The organism is Streptomyces sp. R41, assembly GCF_041053055.1.
Lineage (GTDB): Bacteria > Actinomycetota > Actinomycetes > Streptomycetales > Streptomycetaceae > Streptomyces.
The window spans coordinates 3941826-3956452 of the sequence record NZ_CP163443.1; the positions used below are offsets into that span (position 1 = coordinate 3941826).

9 protein-coding genes are annotated in these 14627 nt (G+C 70.4%); 1 reads left to right on the forward strand and 8 read right to left on the reverse strand.

The genetic code is table 11. The annotated features are described in order from the left end of the window. Positions 1-714: 714 nt before the first annotated feature. The 4 genes from AB5J53_RS18195 to AB5J53_RS18210 all read right to left on the reverse strand — a co-directional run bounded on the left by AB5J53_RS18195 (position 715) and on the right by AB5J53_RS18210 (position 7984). Positions 715-2634: a long-chain fatty acid--CoA ligase gene (locus tag AB5J53_RS18195; protein ID WP_369246712.1), complete on the reverse strand. Its 1920-nt coding sequence runs from the start codon at positions 2632-2634 to the stop codon at positions 715-717. 83 nt (positions 2635-2717) lie between these two features. Next, complete coding sequence (locus AB5J53_RS18200; protein ID WP_369246713.1) at positions 2718-4319, reverse strand: von Willebrand factor type A domain-containing protein; 1602 nt, start codon at positions 4317-4319, stop codon at positions 2718-2720. A gap of 159 nt (positions 4320-4478) precedes the next feature. Beyond that, the gene (locus tag AB5J53_RS18205) at positions 4479-5342 is read right to left on the reverse strand and encodes an ABC transporter permease (RefSeq protein WP_369246714.1); all 864 of its coding nucleotides are present in this window, start codon (positions 5340-5342) and stop codon (positions 4479-4481) included. Then, positions 5339-7984, reverse strand: a complete 2646-nt coding sequence (locus AB5J53_RS18210) for an alpha/beta fold hydrolase (RefSeq protein ID WP_369246715.1) — start codon at positions 7982-7984, stop codon at positions 5339-5341. Before AB5J53_RS18210 ends, AB5J53_RS18205 begins: the two co-directional genes overlap by 4 nt. A gap of 116 nt (positions 7985-8100) precedes the next feature. On the opposite strand from AB5J53_RS18210, the gene AB5J53_RS18215 reads away from it, so the two are divergent. After that, positions 8101-8511, forward strand: coding sequence for a GNAT family N-acetyltransferase (locus AB5J53_RS18215; RefSeq protein ID WP_369246716.1), 411 nt, complete (start codon positions 8101-8103; stop codon positions 8509-8511). Between the two features lie 3 nt (positions 8512-8514). Here the strand turns inward: AB5J53_RS18215 and AB5J53_RS18220 are convergent, their stop codons facing one another. The 4 genes from AB5J53_RS18220 to iolB form a co-directional block, all read right to left on the reverse strand. Continuing rightward, on the reverse strand, positions 8515-9924 hold the full coding sequence (locus AB5J53_RS18220; protein WP_369246717.1) for an APC family permease: 1410 nt from the start codon (positions 9922-9924) through the stop codon (positions 8515-8517). Between the two features lie 451 nt (positions 9925-10375). Further along, positions 10376-11878 (reverse strand): CoA-acylating methylmalonate-semialdehyde dehydrogenase, encoded by a 1503-nt coding sequence (gene mmsA / locus AB5J53_RS18225; RefSeq protein WP_369246718.1) that lies wholly within the window; start codon positions 11876-11878, stop codon positions 10376-10378. A gap of 14 nt (positions 11879-11892) precedes the next feature. Continuing rightward, the gene (iolD, locus tag AB5J53_RS18230) at positions 11893-13776 is read right to left on the reverse strand and encodes a 3D-(3,5/4)-trihydroxycyclohexane-1,2-dione acylhydrolase (decyclizing) (protein ID WP_369246719.1); all 1884 of its coding nucleotides are present in this window, start codon (positions 13774-13776) and stop codon (positions 11893-11895) included. Beyond that, a complete protein-coding gene (gene iolB / locus AB5J53_RS18235) occupies positions 13773-14621 on the reverse strand; it encodes a 5-deoxy-glucuronate isomerase (RefSeq protein WP_369246720.1) in 849 nt (282 codons plus the stop codon). Before iolB ends, iolD begins: the two co-directional genes overlap by 4 nt. Between the last annotated feature and the right edge of the window lie 6 nt (positions 14622-14627).

Sequence of the window (14627 nt, forward strand, 5' to 3'; positions counted from 1 at the left end):
GTGTCTTCACGGTAGGCGTGGGCGCCGGGGTGCTCTTCTTGGGAGGCGGTGGCGTCTTCGTCTTGCTGGGTGTGGGCGTGGGCGTGACTTCGTGGTGGGAGCACTCGCAGGAGGGCTTGCCACTCGGCTCGTCGGAACCGTATGCGGAAGTGTCGTCTCCGTAATCTGACGTGTCGTCTCCGTACGCGGACTTGTCGTCTTCGTACCCGGACGTGCCATCTCCGTCTCCGGACCCGCCATGGCCGTACCTGAACCTGCCATGGCCGTACGGGGACCTGACATGTCCGTAGGCGGACCTGCCATGTCCGTATGCGGTCTCCGAGGCAACCGGCTCACCCGGGGCGTCCCGCTGAACCGTGTTGCCCGACAGCACAGCGGGTGACTCGGCCGCGGTCCCAAGCATGAGGGGGGCCGCGGATGCCCATGTGCCGTACAGAGACAGGGCGCTTGTCGCGGCGGCGGCCACGACCAATCCCTTGCTCAGGGTCTGTCGCACTCTCGTTGTCTTCCTCTCAGGCGGGAATGGGAAGCCGGCGTCGGTCGTTGACGCGATCTCGTCGAGCCGGTTCCGCAGGGTCGTCGCAGGGACCGTGATGCCGCACGTTCACACTTGCCACGACCTGCAGACTGTGAACGAGATATGGAGGCCCGAAGAAACCGGTACGCGTCAAATGCCCGGTAAATCACCCGAACGCCCGCCTGCGCCCGAAGGGCTCACTCGCCGTACAACGCCTCGATCTGCTCCCTGTACGCGGTCATCACCGCATGCCGCTTGACCTTCAGGGACGGGGTGAGCAGCCCGTTCTCCTCGCTGAACTCGCCCTCGACCAGCGCGAAGGCGCGGATCGACTCGGCACGTGAGACGGCCTCGTTGGCGTAGTCCACGGCCCTCTGCACGTCGGCGCGCATCCGCGGGTCGCGGACCACCTTCGACATCGGCGTGTCCGGGGGCAGTTTGCGGACCGACAGCCAGTGGGCGACCGCCTCGGGGTCGAGGGTGATCAGGGCGGCGACGAAGGGGCGGTTGTCGCCGACGACGAGGCACTGGCCGATGGGCGGGCGGCTGCGCAGGCGGTCCTCCAGGACGGCCGGGGAGACGTTCTTGCCGCCGGAGGTGACGAGGATGTCCTTCTTGCGGCCGGTGATGGTGAGGTAGCCGTCGCCGTCGAGGGAGCCGAGGTCGCCTGTGGCGAACCAGCCGTCGGTAAGGACCGCGTCGGTGGCCGCCGGGTTGTTCCAGTACGCCCCGAAGACCACCCCGCCCTTGATGAGGACCTCCCCGTCGTCGGCGATGCGGACCGCGGTGCCGGGGACCGGGAGGCCGACCGTGCCTGGACGCGGCTTCAGCGGCGGGACGATGGTGGCGGCGGCGGTGGTCTCGGTCAGGCCGTAGCCCTCGTAGACGATGATTCCGGCCGCGTAGAAGAAGAGGTTGAGGTTGCGGTCGAGCGGGGAGCCGCCGCTGATGGCGTAGTGCGCCCGGCCGCCGAGTTCCTTGCGGATACGGCGGTAGACCAGCAGGTCGTACAGCGCCCAGGCGGCGTACAGGCCGGGTCCCGGACCCTTGCCCACGCCGAGGAATTTGTTCAGGTACGCCTCTGCGAAGCGGACGCCGATGCGGTCGGCGCGGTCGAAGGAGGCGCCCCTGCCGATCTTCTCGGCGGTGGCGCGCCCGGTGTCGTGGATCTTCTCGAAGAGGTACGGGACGCCGACCAGGAAGGTCGGGCGGAACTCCTTGAGCGCCGGGCGGAGTTCGTCGGGCTTGATGCTCGGGCAGTGGCCGATCTCGATGCGGGCCATCAGACAGGCGATCTGGAGGCAGCGGCCCAGGATGTGGGCGAGCGGGAGGAAGAGAAGGGTCGACGCGGTCTGGCCGGTGACCTCCTTGAAGATGGGGTGCAGCAGCTCGACCGTGTTGGCGGCCTCGGCGTGGAGGTTGGCGTGCGTGAGGACGCAGCCCTTGGGTTTGCCCGTGGTTCCGGAGGTGTAGCAGACCGTCGCGATCGTGTCGGGGGTGAGGGCGGCGCGGCGCTTGGCGACCTCCTCGTCCGGGATGTCCCGCCCCAGAGCGGCGAGTTCACCGATCGCGTCCGCGTCCAGTTGCCACACGCGCGGGGATTCGGGATGCCGGGCCGTGCCGGTCGCCACGGTGTCGGCGTTCTCGGCGGTCTCGACGATCACGAAGCGCGCGCCCGAGTCCCGTACGATCCACTCCACCTGCTCGGCGGACGAGGTCGCGTAGATGGGGACGGACTGGCCGCCGGCCGCCCAGATCGCGAAGTCGAGGACCGTCCACTCGTAGCGCGTACGGGACATCACCGCGACCCGGGCCCCCGGTTCGAGCCCCGCCGCGATCAACCCCTTTGCGGCAGCGGTGACTTCGCGGGCGAAGGCCGCTGCGGTCACCGGGTGCCAGGCGCCGTGCTCCCTGCGGCGCAGGACGACCGTGTCGGGCGCCTCGGCCGCGTTGGTGAAGGGCAGGTCGGCGGTGCTGCCGGCGGTGGGGCTCGGTGCCAGCCGGGCGGTGCGCGCCTCACGCACCACTCCGGCCGCGTCCCTGATCAGCTCCACCTTGCTGCGACCGGCCAGGTCGGTGCGCTGCCTGGCCCGTTTCAGATCCTTGCGTACGCCCATGGTGGCTCCCGGTCGCAGGGTTCTTACTCGCAGGTCAACTTACTCGGGCGTAATGGAAATTCAATGGGTTGGACACAGGTCGGCTACCCGGAACAGCCCAGCTCGCAGTTGCTCGCTCGGCGCGCCTGCTCGATCGCGGTCGCCAGGCCGCCTGTCGCCGTGTCCTGCGAGGTGTTCGCCAGTTTGCGCGCGCGGGTGGCGAGTTCGCCGAGGGGCAGGGCGCCGGGCAGGGAGCTGCTCCAGCGGGCGTCGTCGGCGCGCAGGGCGTCGGCGAAGTAGGCGGCCACGGCGGCGACTTGGAAGGAGGTGGGTGAGGTCCACAGGTCGTCGTGGAGGGCGGTCGTCTCCAGCTGGCCGGAGGCCTCGTGCGGGGCGCGGGTGTCCGGGTCGAGCCAGCGGACGCTCGCGGTCGCGAGGTGGCCGGAGGCGCCGGGCCTGGTGCGGACGGCGTAGAGGGCGGTCACGGTGTGGCCGGGGCCCACCTCGCCGCCGTCCACCCGGTCGTTGCGGAAGTCCTCGTCGGCGACCTTGCGGTTGTCGTAGCCGATCAGCCGGAACTTCTCGACCGTCTGCGGGTCGAAGGCGACCTGCGCCTTGGCGTCGCGGGCCGTGAGGTCGATGTTCTGCGGAAGCTGCTCGCAGAAGACTTTGCGGGCGTCGTCCTTGTTCGAGACGTAGGTGGTGTGGCCGTCGCCCTTGTCGGCGAGGCGTTCCATCAGGGCGTCGCCGTAGTCGCTGCCCACGCCGACGCCGAAGAGGGTGATGCCGTGCTCGCGGCGGGCGCCGGAGATCCGCTCCAGGATGCTGTCCGCGTCCGTGTCGCCGGTGTTGGCGAGTGCGTCGGAGATCAGCACGACCCGGTTGGTGGCGCCCTCGCGCAGTCCCTCGACCGCCGCGTCGTACCCGGTGTCCACGCCCGCGCCGAGATTGGTCGACTCCTGCGGCTCCAGGCCGTCGATCGCGTCGTGCACGCGGCCGCGGTGGTCGCCGAGGCGGGTCATCGGCAGGACGGTCTCGGCGTCGTCGCTGAAGGTGACCAGGGCGACCGAGTCGTCGTCGCGCAGCCGGTCGGTCATCACGTCGAGGGAGTCCTTGGCCAGGTCGAGGCGGCCCGGTTCCTCCATCGAGCCGGAGACGTCGATGACGAACGTGAGGGCGGCGGGCGGTCGTTCGCGGTCGTCCTCGGCGGCGCGGGTGGCGAGGCCGACCCTGACCAGCGACCAGCGGTCGTCGTCCGTGCGGGCTCCGTCGACGGTGACCGAGAAGCCGTTGCCGTCGGGGCGCTCGTAGTTCTGGCGGAAGCTGTTGACGAACTCCTCGGGGCGGATGGTGGAGGGGTCGGGGATCCGCCCGTTCGCGAGGGTGCGGCGCGCGTAGCCGTACGAGGCGGTGTCGACGTCGAGGGCGAAGGTGGAGAGGTAGTCGGGGGACGGCGCGACCTCGCGGTCGGGGGCGCCGGTCTGCTCGCCCTCCTGCTGTCCCTGCGCCGTGCCCGATGACGGCTGGGCGGGGGCGGGCAGGGGGAGGTTGCGCCCGCCGGATTTTTCGGCACCGTCCGACGTGTTCGAGTTGCCGCTGCCGCTCGCGCTGCATCCCGTCAGCAGCACGGCGCCCGCCGCCGTCAGCGCGAGCAGGGTGCCGCGGAGCCTACGGCTTCCTGTGGCCTGCGTCCGTATGTGGTCCATCCCCATCTGAGCCCCCTCGGTGAGCGGCCTGTGTGTGGGCCGACGTCTGTGACTGTGACGTCCGAGGGGGCCGGGATGTGCGCTCCGGTGCATTGCGGATGGATCTCGAAGCGGCCACGGCGGGCGGCCGTCGAGACCGGTAGGTGATCCTCCGGAGACCTAGGACACGATGTCCTTGCGCCGGAAACCGCGGAAGGCCAGGGCGAACAGCACGAGCGCATACGTTATGGAAATCGCCGTGCCCTGGATCATGCCGCTCCACTCCGGGTTCGGCTGAACGGCGTCGGCCCAGGCGAACTGCCAGTGCGCGGGCAGGAAGTCGCGCCAGTCGCCGAGAGCGGTGACCGCGTCCAGTACGTTCCCCACGATCGTCAGGCCGACCGCGCCCCCGACCGCGCCCAGCGGGGCGTCCGTCTTGGTCGACAGCCAGAACGCGAGCCCCGCGGTGACCAGTTGGGACACGAAGATGTACGCGATCACCACGAGAAGCCGCTGGGTCGCGGTGCCCGCGGAGAGCGCGCCGCCGGTGGGGATCTCCAGGGGGCCCCAGCCATAGGCCGCAGTGCCCACCGCGATCGCGACGACCGGCAGCAGCGCCATCGCGGCGAGGCTGAGGCCGAGGGCGACGGTGAGCTTCGACCACAGCAGGCGGGCCCGGGGCACGGGAGCCGCCAGCAGATACCGCAGTGACGACCAGCTCGCCTCGGAGGCGATCGTGTCCCCGCAGAACAGCGCGACCGGGATCACCAGCAGAAAGCCCGCCGACACGAACAGGTTCACCGCGGCGAAGTTCGCGCCCGACGCGGTGGCCGTGTCCATCAGGGTGACCTGGCCGTTGCGCGAGCCGGGATCGCCGCCGATCGCGAACGCCACGACGAGGACGAAGGGCAGCGCCGCAAGGATCGCGCCCATGACGAGGGTGCGGCGCCGCTTCAACTGCCGGATCAGCTCCACGCGCAACGGAAGCGTGCGGCGCGCCCGGTACCCGTCGGCCGTCTCGGTGCGCTCCACGAGCGTGCTCATGCTGAGCCTCCGATCAGGGTGAGGAACGCGTCTTCCAGACGGCGATGGGGGCCCACCGACGCCACGGGCACTTCGAGCCGTACGAGCTCCACGACCAGCCGCTCCGCGCTCCCGTCGGGGTCGAGGCGGACCAGCAGCCCGCCGTCGGCGGCGGCGGCCGAGGCCACGCCCGGCAGAGCGCCGACCTTCTCGACGACCGGCTCCTCCACGGGGAAACCGGTGCCGACGAGAAGGGTGTCGCCGGAGCCGACGATCTCGCTCACCGGGCCCGCCTGGATCAGCCGGCCGCGGTCCATGACCACCAGGTGCGTGCAGGACTGCTCGACCTCGGCCAGAAGATGGCTGGAGACGATGACCGTGCGCCCCGCGGCGGCGTAACGGATCATGACCTCGCGCATCTCACGGATCTGCGGCGGGTCGAGGCCGTTGGTCGGTTCGTCGAGGATGAGGAGGTCCGGGAGGCCGAGCATCGCCTGGGCGATGGCGAGGCGTTGGCGCATGCCCTGGGAGTAGGTGCGGACCGCGCGGGCCAGCGCGTCGCCGAGGCCCGCGATCTCCAGCGCCTCCTCCAGGTGCGCGTCCTCGGGCGGACGGCCCGTCGCCTGCCAGTACAGCTCCAGGTTCTCGCGGCCCGAGAGGTGCGGCAGGAAGCCCGCGCCCTCGACGAACGCCCCGACCCGGGAGAGCACCGGTGCGCCCGGCCTGATCTGGTGCCCGAAGACCCGGATCTCGCCGCCGTCGGGCTTGATCAGGCCCATCAGCATGCGCAGGGTGGTCGTCTTGCCCGCGCCGTTCGGCCCGAGCAGGCCGAGGACCTGGCCCTTCTCCACGCGGAAGGACAGGTCCCGTACCGCGTACCGGTCCGCCGACTTCGCGTACCGCTTGCTCAAGTCGGTGATCTGGAGCGGGACTTCGGCGAGCTGTGGATCGGGTGCCCCCGGCGTCGTACGACGGCGGCCCGTCAGCAGCAGCGCCAGCGCGACCAGCGCTCCGGCCAGCGGCAGCCACCACACCCAGGCGGGCAGCGGCGCGGCGGCGGTCCTCACGCCGGGTGCCGTCGGGACCTGAAGGTCGCTCTTCAGGGACACGGTGTACGTCGCCGGGGCCGCCGGTGAGGCATAGCCGAGGTCGGTCGACGCGAGGACCAGCTTCAGCCGGTGGCCCTTCTGCACCTCGTGGTCGATGGCGGGAAGGGTGACCGTGACGTCCTTGCCGGACTTCGCGCCCTCCACCCGCAGCGGCGTGACCAGCTGCGAGGGCAGCACCTGCTGGGCGCCGCCCGGCCCGACGTCGTACACCTTCCCGAACAGGACCGCGTCGTCGCTGCTCGACGTGACGTGCACCGTCACCGTCGGCGAGCCGGTGATCCGCAGATCGCTGCCGAAGGCCCGGGACTCGAACTGTGCGGACTGGCCCGGGAAGTCGAGGGAGATCCCGACGCCGAGGGACGAGAGCTGCGCGAGGCCGCCCGAGCCGCCGAGGCCCGGGAGGGCCGAGATGGCGGGCGGATTCGATCCCGCCGGGTTGTCGAAGCTCTGCTCGCGGCCGCTCAGCGCGATGGCGTGCTGTCCGCTCTCCAGTCCGGGATAGCTGTCCCCGCTCGCACCCCTGAGCAGAGCGGCGCCGTCGGTGGAGTCGATGCCTCCGGTGCGGGTGACGCGGAAGGCGGGGCCCGTGTCGGCGCTCTTGTCGTCCTTCAGATAGCGGTCGAACCACGAGTCGACGCGGGACTCGACGCGGCTCGTCTCCATGTCGCCGCCGTCGTGGCCGCCGGAGATCCAGTCGACGTCGACGGGCGCGCCGTTTGCCCTGATCGCCTTGGCCATCGCGTCGGCGTGGCCGAGCGGGAAGAGGGAGTCGGACTGGCCCTGCACGATGAGCGTGGGCACCTTGATGCGGTCGCCGACGGCGGAAGGGCTGCGCTCCTCGAGGAGCTTCGAGGCCGCCGCGTCCGGCTTTCCGGCCTCCGCGACCCGGTTGTACATCGAGCACAGCTGGGCCTGGAACCGGTCGCAGCCGCCGCCGGAGTTGATGAAGATGCCGGCCCAGAGCTTCTTGAAGACCCCGTTCGGGAAGAGGGCGTCCGACAGGTTCCAGTACGTGATCGCCGGGGCGACCGCGTCGACCCGCTGGTCGTAGGCCGCGGCCAGCAGGGAGATCGCCCCGCCGTACGAGGCGCCGGTGACGCCCACGCGCGGGTCGCCGCTTTTGTCGAGCTGGACCTCCGGGCGCTCGGCCAGCCAGTCGATGAGCTTCGAGACGTCGGCGACCTCGGCCTTGGGGTCGTTCAGCCCGATCTTGCCGGTGGACTTCCCGAAGCCGCGCGCCGACCAGGTCAGCACCGCGTACCCGTCATGGGCGAGCTTCTCCGCCTCGTCCCGTACGTCCCGCTTGCTGCCGCCGAAGCCGTGCGCCAGGAGGACGGCGGGGCGGCGGTCCGAGGACGAGCCCGCGGTGAAGTACGAGGTGTCGATGCGCACCCCGCCGCCCATCGCCATGACGCGGTCGGCGCGGTGCACGGGCGGGGTGTCGCCCGAGGCGACAGCCGTCCACGTGCCCGCGCCGGCGAGCACGACGACGGCGGCGGCCGCGGCCGCGATCCACCGCCGGGGCCCGCGCAGTCGGGGCAGTCGAAGATCCATGCGTCAACGGTACGGGCCGCCACCGACAACCGATGCAACCGCCGGGCTGAACCCTCGCCCCTCCCAGGGGAGTACGGCCCCGGTCCCGCATACCGCGTCCGTGGTACGAACGGCCCATGGAGATGCGCCGCGCCGGCACCGTCGGCGAACTGACCGCCGCCGAGTACCTCTTCGACCACCCCGTGCGCCCCGAGTGGGCCCAGCGTTTCCTGGACACCCAGGGCCACCACATCTTCCTCGCGTACGAGGACGGCAGTCCCGTCGGCTTCATCAGCGGCGTCGAGACGGTCCACCCCGACAAGGGCACCGAGATGTTCCTTTACGAGCTGGCGGTCGGCGAGCCGTTCCGGCGGCGCGGCACCGGACGTGCGCTGATCCGGGAGCTCGCCGCCCTCGCCCGCGAACGCGGCTGCTACGGGATGTGGGTCGGTGTCGACACCGGAAACGACGTCGCCCTTGCCACCTACCGCAGCGCGGGTGGCAAGGACGACGGGTCGTGCACGGTGGTTGCGTGGGACTTCGCGTGACCGTCAGGCCTGCGCGTCCTCCGGGATCGACACCAGCCAGCGGGTCTCGCGGCGCGGCCGCAGGTAGAAGGCCCAGTACAGGGTGGCGACGGCCGTGATGCCGCCGGTCCAGAGCAGGTAGCTCGTCTCCTGCTGGCTCAGGATGTACGCGAGGACCGCGATCAGCAGGACCGGCATCGCGGGCCACAGCGGCATGCGCCAGGCGGGCGTGTCGGCGTGCTTGCCGCGGCGGGCGAGCAGTGCGGCGACCGCGACCAGCAGATACATGCCCGTCACCGACACGCCGGTCACCCCGTACAGGGTGTCCAGGTTGACGAAGCACAGGGCCGCGCCGGGGACGCCCACGAGGAGGGTGGCGACCCAGGGGGAGCCGAAGCGGCCGAGCCGGGAGAGGCCCTTGTTGACCGGCTCGGGCCACGCCTTGTCGCGGGCCGAGGCGAACAGCACCCGGGAGTTCTGGATGACCATGACGATGCCCGCGTTGATGATGGCGAGGGCCACGCAGAGGCTGACGAAGGTGCCGACGGCGGAGTTCGACCAGGCCGTGACCATGCTGCTGATGTCGCCGCCGGTCAGGGTCGACAGGTCGGAGGCGCCCATGGTGATCGCGACGACCGGGACCAGGATGATGACCGTGGAGATGGCCAGAGTGGCGAGGACCGTACGGGCGACGTTGCGGCGCGGATTCTCCAGTTCCTCGGAGAGGTAGACCGCGGTCGAGAAGCCCTGGGTGACGAAGAGGGCGATCGCGAGCCCGGAGACGACCAGCATGGCCGTCACGGTGTCGGTGTGACCTCCGGAGCCCGCCACCTGCATCGAGACCAGGCTGCCGGCGCCGCGCTCGCTGTGCGCGAAGCCCAGGACCGCCACGACGGCCGCCGCGATGACTTCGAGGACCAGGAAGACGCCGGTGATCCAGGCGTTGGCCCGCAGGTCGAGCAGGCCCGCAAGGGTGGCCAGGATCATCACTCCGGCGCCCGCCATCGACGGGTTCAGGTGCACGATGGGCGCCAGGTAGTCCGCCGTGCCCATCGCGATCACCGGTGGCACGATCATGACGACGAGGAGCGAGAGCACGAAGACCAGCCAGCCCGCGAGGCGTCCGGCCATCGTGGAGACCATGGCGTACTCGCCGCCCGCGCTGGGGATGAGGGTGCCCAGCTCCGAGTAGCAGAACGCCACGGCGATACAGAGCAGCGAACCGATCGCGATGGTCAGCGCGGTCGCCGTGCCGAGGGACGAGAACAGGTCGGGCACGACCACGAACAGTGTGGAGGCGGGCGTCACGCAGGAGAGCGTCAGCAGGGTGCCGCCGACGATGCCGATGGATCGCTTGAGCTTTTGGGGGTTCCCGGAGGCCGTGGGGGCGGCGTCCGGGACGGCGGTCTCGACAGGGCGGAGCGTGTCGGTCATGAAGCGGTTCCGATCGACTCGTGCGTCAGGTGATTCGGGCGGGAGCGTTATCGCCTCCGGCGGCTCGCGTCGTACATCTCTTCGTCCGCTCCCGGCGTTGATGGAACCTTGACGGAAACCGTTGCGTCAATGGCGGTTTACCTACGGAATCCGCAGTAGCGGAGCGACGCACGTCACATCACTTTCCCAGGCGTCGACACCCCTGTATGGCAATCATCAAGACTCAGCAGAATGTGACCTTGCTTTCAAAGGTCATATCGGTCTGCAGCCTGCGTCACCCGTTTCATCACCTCATGACGAGAACCGCAGTCGAGGCGCCAAAATTCGCCAGGATTGGTCCGCACTCCGGACGTCTGCCAGCCGGGAGAACGCCGAGGCGCAGCGGAGCCGAGCGCGGCGGTGCCCCGCGCCTCGGATGAGGGGCGGGGCACCGGGAGCAGCCTGGGCGGCCTCAGTGGTTGCGCGGGAAACCGAGGTCGACGCCGGTCGGGGCCTCGGACGGGTCCGGCCAGCGGGTGGTGACGACCTTGCCGCGGGTGTAGAAGTGCGTGCCGTCGTTGCCGTAGATGTGGTGGTCGCCGAAGAGGGAGTCCTTCCAGCCACCGAAGGAGTGGTAGCCGACGGGCACCGGGATCGGCACGTTCACGCCGACCATGCCCGCCTCGATCTCCAGCTGGAAGCGGCGGGCGGCGCCGCCGTCCCGGGTGAAGATCGCGGTGCCGTTGCCGAAGGGGGACGCGTTGATCAGCGCCACACCCTCCTCGTACGTGTCGACGCGCAGCACGCACAGGACGGGGCCGAAGATCTCGTCCTTGTACGCGTCCGCCGTCACCGGCACGCGGTCCAGCAGCGAGAGGCCGATCCAGTGGCCGTCCTCGAAGCCCTCGACCGTGTAACCCGTGCCGTCGAGGACGACCTCGGAACCCTGGTCCGCGGCGCCCTTCACATACGACGCCACCTTGTCGCGGTGCGCGGCCGTGATCAGCGGGCCCATCTCGGAGGTCGGGTCGTTGCCGGGGCCGATCTTGATCTTCTCGGCGCGCTCGCGGATCTTCTCCACCAGCTCGTCGCCGATCGAGCCGACCGCGACCACGGCCGAGATGGCCATGCAGCGCTCGCCCGCCGAGCCGTACGCCGCCGACACCGCCGCGTCCGCCGCCGCGTCCAGGTCGGCGTCCGGGAGGACCAGCATGTGGTTCTTCGCGCCGCCGAGGGCCTGTACGCGCTTGCCGTTCGCGGCGGCCGTCGTGTGGATGTAGCGGGCGATCGGCGTCGAACCGACGAAGGACACCGCCTTCACGTCCGGGTGCTCCAGGAGGCGGTCGACGGCCACCTTGTCACCGTGCACGACGTTGAAGACACCGTCCGGCAGACCGGCCTCCGCCAGCAGCTCGGCGATCTTCAGCGACGCCGACGGGTCCTTCTCCGACGGCTTCAGGACGAAGGTGTTGCCGCACGCGATGGCCAGCGGGAACATCCACATCGGCACCATGGCCGGGAAATTGAACGGCGTGATGCCGGCGACGACGCCGAGCGGCTGCCGGATCGAGGACACGTCGACCCGGGAGGCCACCTCGGTCGAGAGCTCACCCTTCAGCTGCACGGTGATCCCGCACGCCAGGTCGACGATCTCGAGGCCGCGCGCGACCTCACCGAGCGCGTCGGAGTGGACCTTGCCGTGCTCGGCGGTGATCAGCTCGGCGATCTCGTCGCGGTGGGCGTCGAGCAGCGCGCGGAACTTGAAGAGGATCGTGGTCCGCTTGGCCAGCGAGGACTGGCCCCAGGTCGCGTACGCGTCCTTCGCGGCGGCGACCGCGGCGTCGACCTCGTCGACGCTCGCGAAGGCGACCCGCGTGGTCACGGCGCCGGTCGCCGGGTCGGTGACCGGCCCGTACGTACCCGACGCACCTTCGACAGTCTTGCCACCGATCCAGTGGTTGACGGTCTTCGTCATGGCCAAAAACTCCTTCACAGATGGCGGCGTCGGGCGGCGACGTGCCGGTCGTACTCCTCGCGCGCCTTGACCGCCGACGATCGGGTCGCGGTCTCGGCCACGGGTACATCCCACCAGGCTTGGGCCGGAGGCGCGCCCGACACTGTGTCTGCCGTTTCGGTCTCCACGTAGACACATGTGGGAGTGTCCGCGGCCCGGGCCTCGGAGAGCGCGGCCCGCAGGTCGCGGACGGTCTTCGCGCGTAGGACCCGCATGCCCAGGCTGGCCGCGTTGGCGGCGAGGTCGACGGGCAGCGGCGCCCCTGTGTACGAACCGTCCTCGGACCGGTAGCGGTACGCGGTGCCGTACCGCTCGCCGCCCACGGACTCGGAGAGACCGCCGATGGAGGCGTACCCGTGGTTCTGCAGAATGAGGACCTTGATCGCGATGCCCTCCTGAACGGCGGTGACGATCTCCGTCGGCATCATCAGATACGTGCCGTCGCCGACCAGCGCCCAGACGGGACGGTCGGGGGCCGCCATCCGCACCCCGATCGCGGCCGGGATCTCGTAGCCCATGCACGAGTAGCCGTACTCGACGTGGTACTGGTCGCGCGAGCGCGCCCGCCACAGTTTGTGCAGATCACCGGGGAGCGAACCGGCCGCGTTGATCAGGATGTCGTCCTCGGTGACCAGCTCGTCGAGTATGCCGAGGACCTGCGGCTGCGTCGGCCGGATGTCGACGTCCTCCGCCTCGTACGCCGCGTCGACCCGGTACTCCCAGCGCTCCTTGTCGTCCGTGTACTCGGTGACGTACGCGGGCTCGGCGCGGTGCTTGTGCAGCAGCAGCGCCTCGGTGAGCTCTTCGAGTCCCACGCGCGCGTCCGCGATCAGCGTCTGCCCGGAGAGCTTGTGGCCGTCGTAGGGCGCGATGTTGAGGTTCAGGAAGCGGACGTCCGAGGCGTTGAAGAGGGTGCCTGAGGCGGTGGTGAAGTCGGTGTAGCGGGTGCCGACGCCGATCACCAGGTCGGCGGTGCGGGCGAGTTCGTCGGCGGTCGCGGTGCCGGTGTGGCCGATGCCGCCGACGTCCTGCGGGTGGTCCCAGCGCAGGGAACCCTTGCCGGCCTGGGTGGAGGCGACGGGGATGCGGGTGGCGGCGGCGAGTTCGGCGAGCGCCTCCTCGGCGCGGCTGTGGCGGACCCCGCCGCCCGCGACGATCAGGGGGCGGCGGGCATCGCGGATCGCCCGTACGGCGGCGGCCAGTTCACTCCCGTCCGGCGCCGGACGGCGTACGGTCCAGATCCGCTCGGCGAAGAACTCCTTGGGCCAGTCGTACGCCTCCGCCTGCACGTCCTGCGGCAGCGCGAGCGTGACCGCGCCGGTCTCGACGGGGTCGGTGAGCACCCGCATGGCCTGCAGGGCGGCCGGGATCAGCGCCTCGGGACGGGTGATGCGGTCGAAGTACTTCGACACCGGGCGCAGACAGTCGTTGACCGACACATCGCCCGCGTACGGGACCTCGAGCTGCTGGAGCACCGGGTCGGTGGGGCGGGTCGCGAAGACGTCGCCGGGCAGGAGCAGGACCGGGAGGTGGTTGATCGTCGCGAGGGCGGCGCCGGTGACGAGGTTCGTGGCGCCGGGGCCGATGGAGGTGGTCACGGCGTGCGTGGACAGACGGTTGGACTGGCGCGCGTACCCGACGGCCGCGTGCACCATCGCCTGTTCGTTACGGCCCTGGTGGTACGGCATGACATCGCCGTACTCGATGAGTGCCTGGCCGATCCCGGCGACGTTGCCGTGGCCGAAGATGCCCCAGGTGGCGCCGATCAGCCGCTGCCGCTCGTCGTCCCGTTCCGTGTACTGGGCGGCCAGGAACCGCACCAGCGCCTGTGCGACCGTCAGCCTCGTCGTTGAGGTCATCGGTATCCCTCTGTGCTTCCTGTGTTGTCTACGTGTTCCGGGTGGAAGCAGATCCGCCACTCCCGCTCCTCGCCCGGTCCGGCCATCACGTTCAGGTAGTACATCGTGTGGCCGGGCTGGGCGATGGACGGGCCGTGCCATCCGTCGGGGACGAGGACGGCATCGCCGGTGCGGACCTCGGCGAGGACGTCGGATCCGCCCTCGTGCGAAGGGAATACGCGCTGATAGCCGAATCCGTTCGGACCGTCGATCTCGAAGTAGTAGATCTCCTCGAGCCGCGATTCGATACCGGGCCGGTGCTCGTCGTGCTTGTGCGGCGGGTACGAGGACCAGTTGCCGCCGGGGGTGATGACCTCGACGGCGATGAGCCTGTCGCAGTCGAAGGCGTCGGCGGAGGCGAAATTGCGCACCTTGCGGGCGCAGTTGCCGCTGCCTCGGTCTTCGACGGGAACCTCCGGCGCGGGGCCGTAGCGGGCGGGGAGTCGGCGCTCGCACTTCGCTCCTGCCAGGGCGAAGCGGCCTCCCGCGCCGGAGGCGATCTGGGCCCGGGCGTCACGGGGCACGTACGCGAAGTCGGAGACTTTGGCGAACACGCTCTGCCTGCCCAGGAGTTGGAACTCTTCGTCGTCCTCCACCTGCACGGCGCAACCGCCGTTCAGGGGGAGCACGATCCACTCGCTGTCACCGGTGGTGAAGGTGTGCGTACCACCGGGTCCCAGCTCCACGATCCGCAGGCTGCTGTGGGTCCAGCCGGCGCGCTTGGGGTCGATGTCGAGCGCGTAGTTCGCGTCGGCGGTGGTGCCCTTGGGGACGTACAGCTCGTTGGTCTGCTGCTCGTTGCTCATGCGGCC